This is a genomic window from Streptomyces sp. IBSBF 3136 (assembly GCF_036815105.1).
Taxonomy (GTDB): Bacteria; Actinomycetota; Actinomycetes; order Streptomycetales; family Streptomycetaceae; genus Streptomyces.
On the sequence record NZ_JAJSZC010000191.1, the window covers coordinates 1 to 15,543 of the forward strand.

A 15,543-nucleotide genomic window follows, 5' to 3' on the forward strand; every position below is an offset into this window, starting at 1 on the left:
CCCTCAGCCGCCCCTCACCCGCCCTCACCGACCGTCCTCCTTGCGCCACAGGAACACCTCCGTGCTGGGCGCGCGTTCGCTGAAGCGGCCCGTCGGGGAGTACCCGCGCAGCGTTCGGCGCAGGTCGGTCTCGAAGGCCGCGCGGTGCGGGCCGAACAGGCCGGGCGCCGACCAGGACATCGAGAAGACCCCGTCGACGACGGTGTCCTCGTCGCGTGTCAGGGCGCGCCCGCCGGGGACGACGTGCCGTTCAGGGCCGAGGAAACCAGCCCCGGCGAGCACGGCGGCCTCGCCGTCCGGTGTGCCGTGGGGCAGCACTCCGCGCCCGGCGCGGCGGACCGGCCCAAGGTAGGCCCTGACCAGGTCTCCTACGGCGCCGTACGGCACGGCCGGGTACGGCAGTCCGGCGGTGTCGCGCCGCTCGCCCTTCAGGTCGGAGACGTGCACCAGCGCTCCGCCGGGCCGCAGCGTGCCGTGTACGGTGCGGGCCACCAGGTCGCGGTCCATCCAGTGGAAGGACTGGGCGAAGACGGACACGGTGAACGTGCCGAGCCGGCCGGAAGTTCCTCGGCCCGCAGCCGCACCCAGCGCGGCCGTGCGGCCGCCGCCCCGCCTGCCGTGCGGCGCACCGCTTCCGCGATCATGCCGGGGTCTGGGTCCACACCGACGGCCTCGGCGACCAGGGGTGCCAGGGGCAGCGTCAGGGTGCCGGGCCCGCATCCCACGTCGAGGAGCCGCCCGGTCCCGTCGAGTCCGAGCACGTCGGTGAGCAGCGGCACCAGGCCGGGGGCGTACGGCAGCCTGCCGCGCTCGTAGTGCGTGGCGGCCCCCGCGAACAGGGTTTCGTCCCACTGCCGGCCGTCGGTCAACAAAGGCTCCCTCGCGTCGCGGGTGTACGGTCAGGGAGGCGACACCAGCCGCCCAGGGGGACCCTTCCGCACGTCGTGGCACCGCTCGACGGTAAGTTGATCGCCATGAGTGACAACGTGTACTTCGACATCACGATCAACGACGAGCCGGCCGGCCGGATCGTCTTCAAGCTTTTCGACGACGCCGTGCCCAAGACGGCCAAGAACTTCCGTGAGCTGGCCACCGGCGAGCACGGCTTCGGTTACGCCGGTTCCTCCTTCCACCGGATCATCCCGCAGTTCATGCTGCAGGGTGGCGACTTCACCCGGGGCAACGGCACCGGTGGCAAGAGCATCTACGGCGAGAAGTTCGCCGACGAGAACTTCTCGCTCAAGCACGACCGTCCCTACCTGCTCAGCATGGCGAACGCCGGCCCGAACACCAACGGCTCGCAGTTCTTCATCACCACGGTTGTGACGGACTGGCTCGACGGCAAGCACGTCGTCTTCGGCGAGGTCGTCGAGGGCTCGGAGATCGTCGACCGCATCGAGGGCCTCGGCAGCCGGAGCGGTTCGCCGAGCGCCAAGGTCACGATCGCGTCCAGCGGCACGGTCTGACCGAGGCTCCGCCTTCCCGGGCGGGCGACGCCACGGTCCGGTGCCGACGCCGGCCCCCGCCGGCCGGCCGTCGCACCGGCCGTCCGCCCCTCCAGCCCCCGCGCGCGCCTGCCTGCCGGCGCCGGCCGCCCGCCCCTCGGCGGCGTGTCGGGTTTCGCGGCGGGCGCCCAGGGCAGTCGGTGCGCGTGGTCTCGTACGGGCCGGACCAGCGCGTGTATCTGCCCGCGCTGCGCGCCGGCTGGCTGACCCAGACGTTCGTGCACTGGGCCGTACCCCCGGACCGGGTGCGGCGCCTGCTGCCGGACGGTCTGACGGTGGACACGTACGACGGAGCCGCGTGGGTGAGCCTCACGCCGTTCGTCATGGCCGGTGTGCGCCCGCTCGGCCTCCCGGCGGCCGTGCCCGGTCTGCCCTCCTTCCCGGAGACCAATCTGCGCACCTACGTGCGAGGTCCGGACGGACGGGACGGGGTGTGGTTCCTGTCCCTGGAGGTCGGCTCCCCCCTGATGCTCGCCGTCCGCGCGATCGGCGCCCCGTACCACCTGGGCCGGCTCGCCGTGTCGCGGCGGGCCGGGGTGGTGACCTACAGCGGCTACCGCTGGGGCGCCGGGCCCTCGTACCACCTGACGGTGCGGCCCGGTGAACCGGTGCGGCCCACACCCCGGGACGTGTGGCTGACGTCCCGCTGGCGGGCCTACACCCGTCGGTTCGGCGTCCTCTGGGAGTCGCCCATCGAGCACGAGCCATGGGCGCTGCGCGCCGCCCGTGTCGACTTCCTGCGGGAGACCCTGACCCGCGCGGTGGGTCTGCCGCCGCCCGGCACGACGCCGTTGGCGCACTTCTCGGACGGGGTCCGGCGGGTGCGCATGGGCGGCTCGCGTCCGGTGGGACGCGTCCACGACCGCGCGGGCCGGCCGCGGGCCCGGCCCGCCGTGGCCCGATGAACCGCCCCGGCCCGGCCTCCCCGGGGTGCGGTCCGCTGCGGTTCGACGGCTGGATCGCCGGTGTCGGCACCACGTCCGGCACCCGTCTGGTGCTGGGGCACTGGGTCCGCTCGCCGTTCGGCGGGTTCAGCGACCTGATGGTGGAACGGGCCGACGGCCACCGGCTGCTGCTGGCACCGACTGCGCAGACGGCACGCTTCGTCGGCGAGACCTACGTCTTCGACGAGGTGCGGGTCGTCCCCGTACGGGTGCGCGTGAGCCCGGACGGCTGGAGCGTCGACGCCGGGGAGCTGCTGCGACTTCGGTTCGCCGTCGGGCGGCGCGGCCTCGCGGGGCTACTGCTCAGCGCCGTACCGGGGTCGCTGGCCGCACGCCCGGCCTGGACCGCCGTGACGGACCCGCCGGCCCGCCTGCTGATGGGCGTGCGGACGCGGGGAAGCGCGGTCGGGGACCGGCGCGAGTACTACGGCGCGCGTGATCTGCGCCCCGTGACCGCCGCGACGGCCCGGTTCGAGGGCCGGGACCTCGGCACGCTGGCGACCGTCGTCCCACCGGTGCGCTTCGGCTTCGGCTCGACGCCCCGCCGGCCGTCCCTGGTCCGGGTGACCACCACCGTCCTGCCGGCGCGCGAGAGCCGTACTCGGTGACGGTGCGGGCGGCCGGGCGAGGGGTACCCGCAGCGGCAGTCGGCGGGGCACCGGCTCCGCCACCCGGAGAGACGGACGAAGGCGGCACGTCATGGAGGACCCACTGCGCCCCGGCGCACAGCGGCCACCGAACACCGGCACCAGCACCCGCACACGCACCGGCACCCGCACCGGCACCGGCACCGGCACCGACCTGAACCTGCTCGGCATCTACCTCAACGACCATCTGGCCGGCGCCACCGCGGCCACGGCACGAGTCTGCCGTCTCACACGCTCCAGCGGCGACCGGGAGCTCGCCGACGCGCTCGGTCCCGTCGGCGCGGAGATCGTCCGGGACCGGGCGGCGCTGCTCGGCATCATGCGCGCCCTCGGCGTCCCCGTGCGCCGCTACAAGGTGTGCGCGGGCTGGGCGGCGGAGAAGCTGGGGCGGCTGAAGGGCAACGGCCGCCTGGTTCGGCGCTCCCCGCTCAGCACGGTCGTGGAGCTGGAGGCGCTGCGCCTCGGTGTGGAGGGCAAGGCGGCCGGGTGGCGGACGCTGCGCTGCCTCACCCCTGCCGAGGGGCGGCTGGACGTCCGGCAGCTCGACTCCCTGATCGAACGGGCCGAGCGGCAGCGGGACGTGCTGGAGGAGTGGCGCGTCCGACGGGCCGGAACGGCGTTGCGCGCCGGCTGAACCGGGCGCGACGCAGGACCGCCGGGTCCGGTCGGCGGCGGGGACCCGGCGAGAGGCCGGCGGCCGGGCTGCCGTGCGCTCTCCGAGGTGCGCCCCTCCGCCATGCGGCCTCAGTCCCGTTCAGGCCGGTCCGGTGGGCCGGTCCGGTGGGCCGGACGGTTCTCGGCATGTCCGGCCGCGCAGGTCGGGGGCTTTGGTCCGATCATGGCACCAGGGACTCGTCGAGGGTCGCCCGGCGCTGTGTCGGCGCGCGATCGTCGGCGTCGAGATTCGGTGCGGCGAGCACGGGAGGGACCCGTGAGGCAGTGGCGGCGCGGCCTCCGCCGCGCATGGGAGTGGCTCGGCGTGCACGCCCTGCTGAGGCGTGGCTGTGATCTGGAGCTGCTGCACCGGGCCATGGGCTTCGCCACGCTGGCCCTGGTCACGCTCGCGCCGCTGCTGATCGTGGTCGCCGCCGCCGATCCGCTGGTGCGCGGAGGGTTCGCCTCCTGGCTCACCGACGGCATGGGGCTGTCCGGGCAGTCGGCGGACGCGCTGACCGGCATCATCAGCCCGCCCCGCAAGGTCATCGGCACCACCAGTGTGTTGAGCCTGGTCCTGCTCGCGGTATTCGGGGTGTCCTTCGCGGGCAGTGTGCAGAACGGCTACGAGCGGATCTGGAGCCTGGCGTCCGGTCCCTGGCACCGGGTCTGGCGGCAGGTGACCTGGCTGACCGTGCTCACCGCGTACCTCTACCAGGAGGTGCAGACCCGTACCGCCCTGCACGGGACGCAGCGGATCGTGGTGTCCCTGGTGAGCACGGTGCTGTTCTTCTGGTGGGGGCAGCGTTTCCTGCTCGGTGGCCAGGTGCACTGGCGGACCCTGCTGCCCGGCGCCCTCGCCACCGTCGCGGGGCTGGCCGGCCTCAGGGGTTTCTCCTACCTGGTCTTCACCCCGCTCATCGTCACCAACGCCCTGAACTACGGCGCGGTCGGGACCGTGCTCGTGGTGGAGTCCTGGCTGATCGGCGTGGGGTTCGTGGTCTACGGCGGCGCACTTTTCGGCCGCTGGTTCGTGGAGCACCACTGGATGCCGTCCCACGAGGAGCCCGGTGGACCCGGGGAGTCCGGAGAGCTCGGGGAGTCCGGGGCGTCCGGAGAGCCCGGAGAGCCCGGAGAGCCCGGAGAGTCCCGGGGGAAGGACTCCGAGTCCGAGGACCGGGAGCGGCGCGACTAGGGCCACTTTCGCGGCGGGCCCTGGAACCTCACGCGGACGTGGGTTCCGCCGGGGCCGGGGCGAGCAGGGCGGGCCAGTCCCGGGTCGCGGCCCAGTCGGCGAAGGTGTGCCAGCGCACCTCGGGGTGGGCGCGGCGCAGGCCGGCCACGTCGACGTCGAGGCCGGTGGTGGCGAAGTAGGCGAACATCGCCGCCAGGTCTTCCGAATGGGTGCGGACGCGGGCCAGGGGAACCACCTGGTGCCTGATGGTGCGGTGGGCGGCGGCAGACAGGGCGGCGGCGATTCCCGCTGGGGTGAGCGAGTCGGAGGCGATGTCGATGCGGCGGCCGGTGAAATCGGCCGGGCTTGCTAGTACCAGGGCCGCGAAGGCGCCGATGTCGGCGGCGGGGATGAGGGTCAGGGGCGTGTCGGACGGCATGGGCCAGGCGAAGGCGTGCCCGCGCAGGCTCTGCAGACTCCAGCCGCCCGCGAAGTTGTCCATGAAGGCCGCGGGGGCGATGACCGTCCAGGGGACGCCCGTCGCACGCAGGTGGCGTTCGATCTCGGCCTTGCTGTCGTAGTGCGGGATACCGGTGCCGCGGTCGGCGTGCGCGGCGGAGGTGAACACGATGTGGCCTATGCGGGCGGCGGCGGCCGCGTCCAGCAGGGCCCTGCCCTGGCGGACCTCGGTCGCCGTGTCCGTGCCGAACGGTGTGGTCACCGCGAAGAGGGAGTCGGCGTCCGCGAGGGCGGTGTCGAGGGAGGGCGGGTCGCCGAAGTCGGCGTACCGGATCTCGGCGCCGAGCCGGCGCAGGTCCTGGGCGGCCGGTGCGTCGGGGGTGCGGGTGAGCGCGCGGACCCGGTGACCTGCGGCGAGCAGGGCGCGGGCGGTGGCACCGCCCTGGGCGCCAGTGGCACCGGTGACGACGACTGTGGGCATGAGGACTCCTGAGGTGACTCGGGGCATGAGGAAGGGGGCGCGGCATGAGATTGCGCCACGCATTGACTGCGTTGCGCAGCAGCATAGTCACATTTTCGCTGCGCCGTGCAGATTATTGCGTCCACGGGCCGCGCCCCCACCACTGCCCCCGCCCCGAGCGCACCTCACCGCATGCAGTCGCCCGAGCCCGTGAACTCCGGTACGCCGCTGTTGCCCTCGAACACCGCTACGGACCAGCGGGTGTACTGCCACGTCTTGTCGGCGCCGTACTCGGCCAGCAGCTTGCGGCAGGTGGTTCTGGTGGCGACGTCCTGGAAGTTGGCCCGCTGGGCGCGACCGACCAACTGGGCGTTGGAGTCGTAGGTCCAGATGTAGGCGGCCTTCTCCACCGGGTCGAAGCCCAGGCTGATCTCGTTGTCGGCGGCGGAGGAGTCCACGCCGCCGCCTTCGCCGGCCCGGATTTTCCAGGCGGCGGTGATGGCCTTGTCCGTGGCGTCGGCGACGCGGATCTCCGCCTTGTCGCTGCTCGGTATCTCGGCGGTAGCCATGCCGGACTCGTCTCCCTGCCACTGCCCGGCGGTCATGGTGTAGCAGCCGTCGGTGGCCTCGCCGAAGCCGAGGATGTTCGCCTGCGGATCGGTGTCCGAGTCCTTCCAGTAGACGGAGTAGCGGCCGTAGGGCCAGCCGGTGGGGTCGTTCGCGAGCCGGCGGCCCAGCGTGGTGCAGGCCGCCATCTCCCCGCTGCGACGGAACACCTCCTGCTGCTCCTCGGGAAGCTGGGAGACCGGGCCGCCGGTCACCACCAGCGTCTGCGCACTCCTGCTGAATGTGACCGTGGGCTCCATGAAGGCCAGGTTCTTGGTGGCGAGCATGGCCTTCATGCCGTCCTGGACGGCCTTGGCGACGTCCGTCTCGGCCGCCGTGGCCGCCATCGTGCTGGATCTCCACTCGGCGTCGGTGGGCTGGGTCTCGTCACCGGCCCGGGTGAAGGCGGGGTGGGCCACTCCGGCGAGCGGGTCGCTGGGGACCGGTGCCCGGCGCGGATCGACCGCCGGCTCGGTCGTCCCGCCGGGAGCGGCGGACCTGGTGTGCCGCACGGCGGCGGACGCCTGCCCGGCCGGGGACGCCGTGGCCGGGTTCGTGGCGCCACCGGCCCGGGGGTGCCCGCCGCCGGTGCCGGGGAGGGCGATCACCGTGCCCACGAGAGCCCCGGCCATCGCCGCGGCGACGAGGACCACCGCGACGGTGCGCCGGCGGGACGCCCGCGCCGGGGCGTGCCAGCGAGGGTCGTCCGGGGTGGGCACCTCCCACTGGGCCATGACCGCCTCAGCGACGCGGGTGGGCTCGTAGGTCGGTGCACTGCCGGTGACCTGGGTGGCCTGCGCCGCGAGCAGCCGCGCGCACCTCTCCCCCGCCGCCGCGGCGGACATACGGTCGGCGGGGTCCTTGGCGAGGGCCGTCTCCACGATCTCCCGCAGCTCCGGCGGCAGCCCGTCCAGATCGGGCTCGCCCGACAGGACACGGAACGCGACCGCGTCCGGTGCGCCGGCGCCGAACGGGAGCCGGCCCGTGGCGGCGTAGGCGACCAGTGCGCCCCAGGCGAAGAGGTCGCCCGCGGGCCCGGCGGTGCCGTGGCGGTAGTACTCGGGGCTGATCCAGCCCGGGGTGCCGGTGATGACACCGGTCCGCGTCACGCTGGTGCCGTCGGCGGCGTGGGCGATGCCGAAGTCCAGCACGCGCGGTCCGGCGGGCGTGAGGATGACGTTCTGCGGCTTCACGTCCCGGTGCACCACACCGGCCTCGTGGATGGCGGCCAGCGCCTGGGCCGTGCCTGTGGCGAAGGCGTACAGGGTGCCGCCGTCGAGGGGGCCGTGCTCGGCGAGGTGCCGGTCGAGGGTGGGACCGGGGGCGTACGCCGTCGCCAGCCAGGGGGCGGCGGCCTCGGGGTCGGCGGCGAGCAGAGGCACCAGGCACGGGCCCTGCACCCGGGCGGAGAGTTGCACCTCGCGGCGGAACCGGGCCCGGAACTCCGGGTCCTGGGCCTGCGCGGGATGGATCACCTTGACCGCGATTCTGAGCCCGTCGGCGGTGAGGCCGGCGTGGACCGTGCCCATGCCGCCGGAGCCGAGGCGGCCGATGATCCGGTACGGGCCTATGCGGGCGGGGTCGCCGGGCCGGGCCGGCTGGACCCGCCCGACCGCGCCAGGAGTACTCACGGGCGGTGCGCTCCCCCGACTCGTTGCGCACGCGGCCGTGTTCCGTGTTCCGGCATGGAACTCCCCCCAGGAGCATGTGAAGAGACGGTGCAGCAGATATGGAGGATGTATATATCACGCAACGCCGGGTGTCCTGGGGGCGGTCATGTGCCGACGGTGGTGCTCCGCGCGTCCGGGGTCCCGTCTGTACTGCCACTGTCCCGACCGGGGACAGGGCGGGGTCGGAGAGGTGGCGCATGACGTGGACGGCTGCGGCGGGTCACCGTCCGGGGACCGCCACCACCACCTGCACGATCCGCAGCGCGCCCAGGCGCCGGCCGGCGATGCGGCCGGGCACCGGTTCCCTCTCCCGCAGGGTGACGTCGAGCGGCACGAAGGCACGGGACACCGCCTCGTGTCGGCGCTCCGCCCGGTCGGGGGGGCGGCGAGCGGCGCCGTGGAGAGGACGTGGGACACCGGACTTCCCCGGGGCATGCGTGCGGACCTCGCCCTCCCGCACGGGCGGGAGGGCGAGGTCCGTGGACCGGTCGAGCTCGTCAGCTCGTCAGCGCGGCGGCACCTCAGCTCGTCGCGCGGACCGCGTCGCGGATCAGCGCGGCGACCTCCTTGGGCTGGGAGACGGCGACCGCGTGCGAGGCGCCCGGCAGTTCGACGACGGTCGCGCCGGCGCGCTGCGCGCCGTAGCGCTCCACGTCGGGGTTGATCGCCTCGTCCGCGCCGGCGACCAGGGCCCAGGAGGGCCGGGTCCGCCACGCGGCGGCGGAGGCGGTCTCGTCGAAGGCCGCGGCGGCCAGCGGGCGTTGCGCCACCGCCAGCACCTTGGTGACCTCGGGGTCCACGTCGGCGGCGAACACCGACGGGAAGGCGTCCGCGGCGATGGTGACCTCCACCGCGTCCTCGCCGCCGGGGACGGGGTACGTCCACTGCTTCAGGCTGCCGACGAGCGGCGAGAGCGGGAAGCGGCCCTGGAGCTCACCGAGGCTCTCGCCCTGCTCCAGGACGTAGGCGGCCACGAAGACCAGGCCGACGACGTTCTCGGTGACCCCGGCCACGGTGATCAGCGCACCGCCGTAGGAGTGGCCGACCAGCACCACGGGGCCGTCGATCTGGGCGGCCACGGAGGCGATGTAGGCGGCGTCCGAGGCGAGGCCGCGCAGGGGGTTGGGCGGGGCGACGACGGGGATGCCCTCGCGCTGGAGTTCCTCGATCACCCCGGACCAGGAGGTGGCGTCGGCGAATGCCCCGTGGACGAGGACGACGGTGGGAGTGGAAGCGCTCATGTCGGTGGTGTCCCTCGTGCTCAGGCGGTGTGCAGGGCGGCGCGCAGCGTGCCGACGGCCAGGGTGATGGCGGCCTGGGCGGCGTGGGTGCCGCGCAGGGCGTCGAGCATCACGAAGTCGTGGATGATGCCCTGGAAGCGGACGGCGGTGACGGGCACGCCGGCCTCCCGCAGCTTGTTGGCGTAGGCCTCGCCCTCGTCGCGCAGCACGTCGGCCTCACCGGTGATGACCAGGGCGGGCGGCAGGTCCGCGAGCTGCTCGACGGTGGCGCGCAGCGGGGACGCGGTGATCTGTGCGCGCTCCGCCTCGTCGGTCGTGTACTGGTCCCAGAACCACTGCATGCCGTCGCGGCGCAGGAAGTAGCCGGTGGCGAACTGGTGGTAGGAGGGGGTGTCGAAGGCGGCGTCCGTGACCGGGTAGAACAGCACCTGCTGCACCAGCGCGGGGCCGCCGCGCTCCTTGGCCATCAGGGTGAGGGCGGCGGTCATGTTGCCGCCGACGGAGTCGCCGGCCACGGCCAGCCGGGAGCCGTCCAGGCCCTTGGCCGCGCCCTGCTCCACGACCCACCGGGCCGCCGTGTAGTTCTGCTCGACGGCGACCGGGTAGCGGGCCTCCGGCGACAGGTCGTACTCGGGGAAGACGACCGCGGCGTCCGCGCCCACGGCCAGCTCGCGCACCAGGCGGTCATGGGTGTGGGCGTTGCCGAACACCCAGCCGGCGCCGTGGATGTAGAAGATGACCGGAAGGGTGCCGGTGGCGCCGGCGGGCTTGACGATCCGGGCCCGGACGCTGCCGGTCGGACCGCCGGAGACCGTGACCCACTCCTCGTCGACGGCCGGCTTCTCGATGTCGCCGGACTGCACCTCGTCGACCGCCTTGCGGCCCTCGGCGGGCGGCAGGTCGAACAGGTAGGGGGGATTGGCGGTCGCTCGCGCGAACTCCGCTGCGGCGAACTCCAGGACCGGCTGGACCGGTGCTGCGGCGTCGGACATCGCATTCTCCTCGCACATTCGGGAAGTGCCGGAAGGTCCGGCGGACGGACCGGATTTCGCCGAAAAAACGTGCTCCGGAGCCGCCGAACGCCACCGTAGATCCGCCGGGTACGCGGCAATTGCCCGTCAGCGTACGGACGGTGTACCGACAGCGCACTGCCGCGCTCGCGTCCGTCTCCGGGGGGCCCGGGCCCGGCCCCCCGGTCCGCCGCTACCGGACGTGCTGCGCCGCCGAGTCCCGCCACTCGCGCGGGGTCAGGCCGTACGTGGCCCGGAAGACGCGGCTGAAGTGGGTGGCGCTGGCGAATCCCCAGCGGCCCGCGACGGCCGCGATGGTCCGGGTACCGCGGGAGCGGTCGGCCAGCTCGCGCCGGCACTCCTCCAGGCGGCGCTGCAGGATCCGCCGGCCGACCGTGGTGCCCTCGTCCGCGAACAGTTTGTGCAGGTAGCGCACCGAGATGTGATGGGCGCGGGCGATCCGGTCGGGGGACAGGTCCGCGTCACCCAGGTTGAGGTCGATGAACCGCAGGATCCTGGACACCGTCGACGACCGGTCGTCGGCGGGCCTGCCCTGTTCCCGCAGGTGCTCGGCGGCCAGGGTGGCGAGCAGGTTGACGGCGTTCCAGGCGAGCATGTCGGCGACCGCGGACCGCGCCGTCACGGCCGTGTCGGCGAGGTCGGAGAGGAACGGCGAGAGCAGCGAGCCCATCCGGGAGTCGCGGCTGACGGGGACGCCGGTGATCCGGTGCAGGTCGCGGTCCGCGAGGCCCAGCAGGTCGCGGGAGAGCAGGAACGTCTTGGTGCGGGCCTGCTCGGGGAGGTCGAGCGAGGGCGGTCGGTGCGCGTCGTAGAAGCAGATGTCGCCCGGGGCGAGCACCCCGTCCACGGAGGGTTCCTGCAGTAAGGCGGGGCCGCCGCCGCGTAGGCCCACGAAGAGGAACTCGCCGCGGTCCCGGGCGCTCCACCGGTGCGGGCCACCGGCGATGACCGGCTGCCCGTGCGGGGCACGCTCACGGGGCAGCCGGGCGGGCCCCGCCGCCGTGACGAGGATGTCGAGCCCCATGGCCCGCAGCCGCGCCACGTCCGGCCGCGCCGCGCCCGGGTGATCGCCGTCCACCTCGATACCGGTCGTCGCCGTCATCCGCCGTCTCCTTCACTCGCCGCTGGTGCGAGGGGGACGACCGGATCGTCCGCCTCGCCCGGAGCGTAGGTCGGCGGATGTGCAAAAAGAGTGACACCGGAGTGACGACGACGGCTCCACCGTTTCACGGCGCGGGGGTGGTGCCGGGGCCGGCCACCGGCTCGGCCTCGTCCGCGAGTTCCGTCGCGAAGGCGTGCAGCAGTTCGTGGAGGACGTAGCGGCCGGGGGCGACCTCGGTGATGAGGTGGGCCTCGGACAGTTCGCCGAGGAGGATGCGGGCCGCGCGGGGCGGCAGGTCGGCGAGTGCGGCGGCGGCCGTGGGGGTGAGGTCCGGTCCGGTGTGCCGTCCGAGCAGCCGGAACAGGTGGGCGGCGGGCGGGTTGAGCGAGCGGTGGGAGGCGGCGAACGCGGTGCGGACGTCGGGGGTGCCCGGGGCCCCGGAGAAGGCGTCCAGGCCCCCTCGGTCGGCGGCGAGTTCGACGGCCAGGGCGGCCAGCGGGAAGTCCCGGCGGCCGGCGGCGCGGGCGGCGACGGCGGCCAGGGCGAGGGGCAGGCGCCCGCACCGGACGATGATCTCCCCGGCCGCCTCGGGTTCGGCGGCCAGGCGCCGGATGCCGAGCCGCAGGGCCAGCGCCGCCCGGGCGTCCGCCGACGAAGGGAGGTCGAGGTGCAGCGGTCGGGCGCCGGAGGCGATCAGGCTGGGCAGTGCGTTGCGGCTGGTGACGACGGCCAGACAGCCGGGTGAGGCGGGCAGCAGGGGGCGCAGTTGTTCGGTGCCCGAGGCGTCGTCGAGCAGGACGAGCATGCGGCGGCCCGCCAGCAGGCTGCGGTAGAGCCCGGCGAGGGCGTCCACGCCCTCGGGCATCCGCTGCTCGGGCACGCCGAGGGCGGCCAGCAGCTGGCGCAGCGCCCCGGCGGGTTGCAGGGCGGTCCGGTCGGGGGCGAACCCGCGCAGCGCGACGTGGAGTTGGCCGTCCGGGAAGCGGTCGGCCGCACGGTGCGCCCAGTGCACGGCGAGGGCGGACTTGCCGATGCCGGGCATGCCGCTGATCAGGACGGTCGCGGGCACCCCGCCGCTGGTGGCGGCGGTGACGGCGGTGTCGGCGATGGTGTCGATCGTCCCCAACTCGGTGGCGCGACCCGCGAAGACGGCGAGGTCGAGCGGCAACTGGGCGGGCCGCACGAACGGTTGTGGTGGCTGCGGCCGCTTCGGCGGGGTCTTCGGTGCCGAGCGGTGGCCGGCGGCCGGCACCTGCTGGCGCAGCACGCGGGCGTGGGCCGCGGCCAGTTCGGGTCCGGGCGGGACGCCGAGCTGCGCGGCGAGGTCGCGGCGGACGCCGTCGTACGCGGCGAGTGCCTCCGCCTGGAGTCCGGCGGCCGCGAGCGACAGGACGAGGCGGGCGTGCAGCGGCTCGTCCAGCGGTTCGAGCGCGGCGGCCCTGCGCAGGGTGGGCAGCACCTCCTCGGGCCTGCCGCACAGCAGCGCGGCGTCCGCGGCCATCTGCGCGGTGCGCACGAGTTCCCGCTCGACGGCGGTGAAGTGCAGGTGCTCGCGCGTGGCCGCGGGTACGCCGGTGGCGACCGGACCGCGCCACAGGGGCAGGGCGGCGGCGAAGTGCCGTACCGCCGTCTCCGGCCGTCCGGTGGCGGCGGCCCGCATGCCGCGCTGGGCGAGGTCGCGGAAGCGCAGCAGGTCGACCTCGTCGGTGTCGGCGCGCAGCAGATAGCCCCCGGTGCGCCCCGGCAGCCGCCGCCCGGGCGCGCGGGGCGGCAGGCCGGGTTCGAGCAGCCTGCGCAGGGCGCCGACGTAGCGCCGGACGACGTTCGGGGCGCTGGCGGGCGGCGGTCCGGGCCAGAGCACGTCGACGAGCTCGGCCATCCGCACGGGCCGCCCGGCGTGCACCAGGAGCAGGGCGAGCAGGGCCCGTTGCTGCGGGAACCCGAGGTCCAGTTCGGTCTCCCCGCGGGTCACGCGCAGGGGGCCGAGCACGTCGAACCGCAGCACGTTCACACCGCGCCGAGCCGGGCGTCCCGACCGTCGAGTCTGGCCCTGACCCGGTCGGCGTCCGGGTGCCCGAGGCCGGTGAGCAGGGTCAGAGCCTGCTCCCAGGCGGCCCGGGCGCCCTCGTGGTCGCCGGTCGCGAGGTGGGTGTCGCCGATGCGGGTGAGGGTGTCCGCCTCGGGGTAGGGCGCGCCGAGCGCACGGTAGAGGGCGAGCGCGTTGCGGTAGCCGAGCAGGGCGTGCGGGTGGCGGCCGAGGTGGTGGTGGGCGTAGGCGATGCTGTCCCAGGTCGCGGCCTGGCCGTAGCGGTCACCGAGTTCCTGGAGCAGGGTCAGGGCTTCGAAGCAGTGGGTGAGCGCCTGCCGGTGCTCGCCGAGCAGGGCGTGGTACCAGCCGACGGAGTTGAGGACGCTGGCCTGTGCCGGCCGGTGGCCGGCGGTGCGGAACAGGTCGAGGGCGAGGGTGTTGTGCCGCAGGGCCCCGGCCAGGTCGCCGCGTTGCTCGCTCTCCCAGCCGAGGCTGCGGTGGGTGCCCGCGAGGCCGGTCGTGTCGTCGAGGCCGGTGAACAGGTCGAGGGCCCGGGCGAGGCGGGTGCGGGCGGAGTCGTGCTGTCCGAGTCTGCCCTCGGCCCGGGCGAGGCCGCGCTCGGCCCGGGCCTCCAGGGCGGGCTCGGCGAGTCGCAGGGCGGCGTCGAGGGCGGTGCGCTGGGCGGCGAGCCCGTCGTGCCAGTGGCCGCGCCGTTCGAAGTACGGTTCGAGGGACCAGGCCAGCAGGCAGGCGAGCCGGTCGTGTCCGGTGGCGGCGGCCGCTGTGACGAGGGCGGGCAGCGCGGCGTGCTCGGCGGTGAGCCAGGCGAGGGCGCGGCTGTCGTCGGTGAACGTCTCGGCGGGTGTGTCGGGTGGCCCGGACGGCAGGGGCGGCCGGTCCCCGCTGGGGTCGAGGAGCGCGGCGGCGGCATGGGCGGCGTGCAGGTGGTGGCGCAGCAGCCGTTCGGTGGCCTCGCGTCGCTCGGCCTCGGTGTGGTGGGCGTGCAGGAGTTCGGTGGCGTGGGCGCGGAGCAGGTCGTGGAAGCCGTAGCGGCCGGGCGCGGGTTCGGCCAGGAGGTGGACGCCGGCGAGTTCGGCCAGCAGGGGCCGCGTCAGGCGCGGCGGCAGTCCGGCGACCGCGGCCGCGGCGGCCGGTGAGGCGTCGGGTCCGGGGTGCAGGGCCAGCAGCCGGAAGAGCCGGGCCGCTTCGGCGGACACGGCGTTCACGGACCAGGAGAAGACGGTGGCGACGTCCACCGAGGTGTCCGGGCGGCCGAAGGCGTGCAGGGCGCCGCCGGCCTCGCGGAGTTCGGCGGCCACGGCGGTCAGCGGGAAGCGCGGGTTGAGGGCCGCCCGGGCGGCCACGCAGGCGAGGGCGAGGGGCAGCCCGGCGCACCGCGTGATGATCTCGTCCACCGCGCGGGGTTCGCCGGCGGTCCGTCCGGCGCCGAGCCGGGCGGCGAGGAAGGCCCGGGCCTGGGCGGTGCCGAGCGGGTGCAGGGTGAGCGAGTGGGCGCCGTGGGCGGCGACCAGGCCGGTGAGTTCGTCCCTGCTGGTGACGATGGTGAGGCAGCCGGGGGTGCCGGGCAGCAGCGGCCGTACCTGGTCGGCGTCGCGGGCGTTGTCGAGCAGGACGAGCACCCGGCGTCCGGAGAGCACGCTGCGGTAGAGGGCGGACCGGGCGTCCGGGTCCTGCGGCACGCGCTCGGGCGGTACTCCGAGGGCGTCGAGGAACTGGCGCAGCACCTCCCCCGGTTCGGTGACCGCCCCGGCCGGGGCGAAGCCGCGCAGGTCGGCGTAGAGCTGCCCGTCGGGGTAGCGGTCGGCGACGAGGTGGGCCCAGTGGACCGCGAGCGTGGTCTTGCCGACCCCCGGCATGCCGCCGAGCGCGGAGATGAGCACCGTCCCGGTGGGTTCGGGGCCGCCGCCGAGCACGTCCAGCACCTCTTCGAGTTCGGCGCGCCGGCCGGTGAAGGAGGGCAGGTCATGCGGCAGTTGGGCGGGCACGGCCGGGCCCGGTGC

12 protein-coding genes and 1 pseudogene are annotated in these 15,543 nt (G+C 74.8%); 5 read left to right on the forward strand and 8 right to left on the reverse strand.

The window, feature by feature from the left end; genetic code table 11:
- Positions 1-24 precede the first annotated feature (24 nt).
- A pseudogene (locus V7E45_RS30750) lies at positions 25-869 on the reverse strand (class I SAM-dependent methyltransferase).
- Between the two features lie 105 nt (positions 870-974).
- On the opposite strand from V7E45_RS30750, the gene V7E45_RS30755 reads away from it, so the two are divergent.
- The 5 genes from V7E45_RS30755 to V7E45_RS30775 all read left to right on the forward strand — a co-directional run bounded on the left by V7E45_RS30755 (position 975) and on the right by V7E45_RS30775 (position 4,945).
- A complete protein-coding gene (locus V7E45_RS30755; RefSeq protein ID WP_333777491.1) occupies positions 975-1,466 on the forward strand; it encodes a peptidylprolyl isomerase in 492 nt (163 codons plus the stop codon).
- A gap of 179 nt (positions 1,467-1,645) precedes the next feature.
- Positions 1,646-2,410: a YqjF family protein gene (locus V7E45_RS30760; protein WP_333777492.1), complete on the forward strand. Its 765-nt coding sequence runs from the start codon at positions 1,646-1,648 to the stop codon at positions 2,408-2,410.
- Entirely contained in the window at positions 2,407-3,057 is a 651-nt protein-coding gene (locus tag V7E45_RS30765; RefSeq protein WP_333777493.1) for a hypothetical protein, read from the forward strand. The genes V7E45_RS30760 and V7E45_RS30765 overlap by 4 nt, the downstream gene beginning before the upstream one ends.
- 91 nt (positions 3,058-3,148) lie before the next feature.
- Positions 3,149-3,730, forward strand: coding sequence for a hypothetical protein (locus V7E45_RS30770; RefSeq protein ID WP_333777494.1), 582 nt, complete (start codon positions 3,149-3,151; stop codon positions 3,728-3,730).
- 297 nt (positions 3,731-4,027) lie between these two features.
- Entirely contained in the window at positions 4,028-4,945 is a 918-nt protein-coding gene (locus tag V7E45_RS30775; RefSeq protein WP_333777495.1) for a ribonuclease BN, read from the forward strand.
- Positions 4,946-4,973: 28 nt separating this feature from the next.
- Here V7E45_RS30775 and V7E45_RS30780 read toward each other — a convergent pair whose 3' ends face one another.
- The 7 genes from V7E45_RS30780 to V7E45_RS30810 form a co-directional block, all read right to left on the reverse strand.
- Complete coding sequence (locus V7E45_RS30780) at positions 4,974-5,864, reverse strand: NmrA/HSCARG family protein (protein WP_333777496.1); 891 nt, start codon at positions 5,862-5,864, stop codon at positions 4,974-4,976.
- 164 nt (positions 5,865-6,028) lie between these two features.
- Positions 6,029-8,080 (reverse strand): serine/threonine-protein kinase, encoded by a 2,052-nt coding sequence (locus V7E45_RS30785; protein WP_333777497.1) that lies wholly within the window; start codon positions 8,078-8,080, stop codon positions 6,029-6,031.
- Positions 8,081-8,640: 560 nt separating this feature from the next.
- A complete protein-coding gene (locus V7E45_RS30790; RefSeq protein ID WP_333777498.1) occupies positions 8,641-9,360 on the reverse strand; it encodes an alpha/beta fold hydrolase in 720 nt (239 codons plus the stop codon).
- Positions 9,361-9,380: 20 nt separating this feature from the next.
- Positions 9,381-10,352: an alpha/beta hydrolase gene (locus tag V7E45_RS30795; protein ID WP_333777499.1), complete on the reverse strand. Its 972-nt coding sequence runs from the start codon at positions 10,350-10,352 to the stop codon at positions 9,381-9,383.
- A gap of 211 nt (positions 10,353-10,563) precedes the next feature.
- Positions 10,564-11,493, reverse strand: a complete 930-nt coding sequence (locus V7E45_RS30800) for a helix-turn-helix domain-containing protein (RefSeq protein ID WP_333777500.1) — start codon at positions 11,491-11,493, stop codon at positions 10,564-10,566.
- A 124-nt stretch (positions 11,494-11,617) separates the two neighbouring features.
- A complete protein-coding gene (locus V7E45_RS30805; protein ID WP_333777501.1) occupies positions 11,618-13,498 on the reverse strand; it encodes an AfsR/SARP family transcriptional regulator in 1,881 nt (626 codons plus the stop codon).
- Positions 13,499-13,500: 2 nt separating this feature from the next.
- Positions 13,501-15,543: ATP-binding protein (locus V7E45_RS30810; RefSeq protein ID WP_333777502.1), on the reverse strand; the 2,043-nt coding region annotated here is incomplete at its 5' end.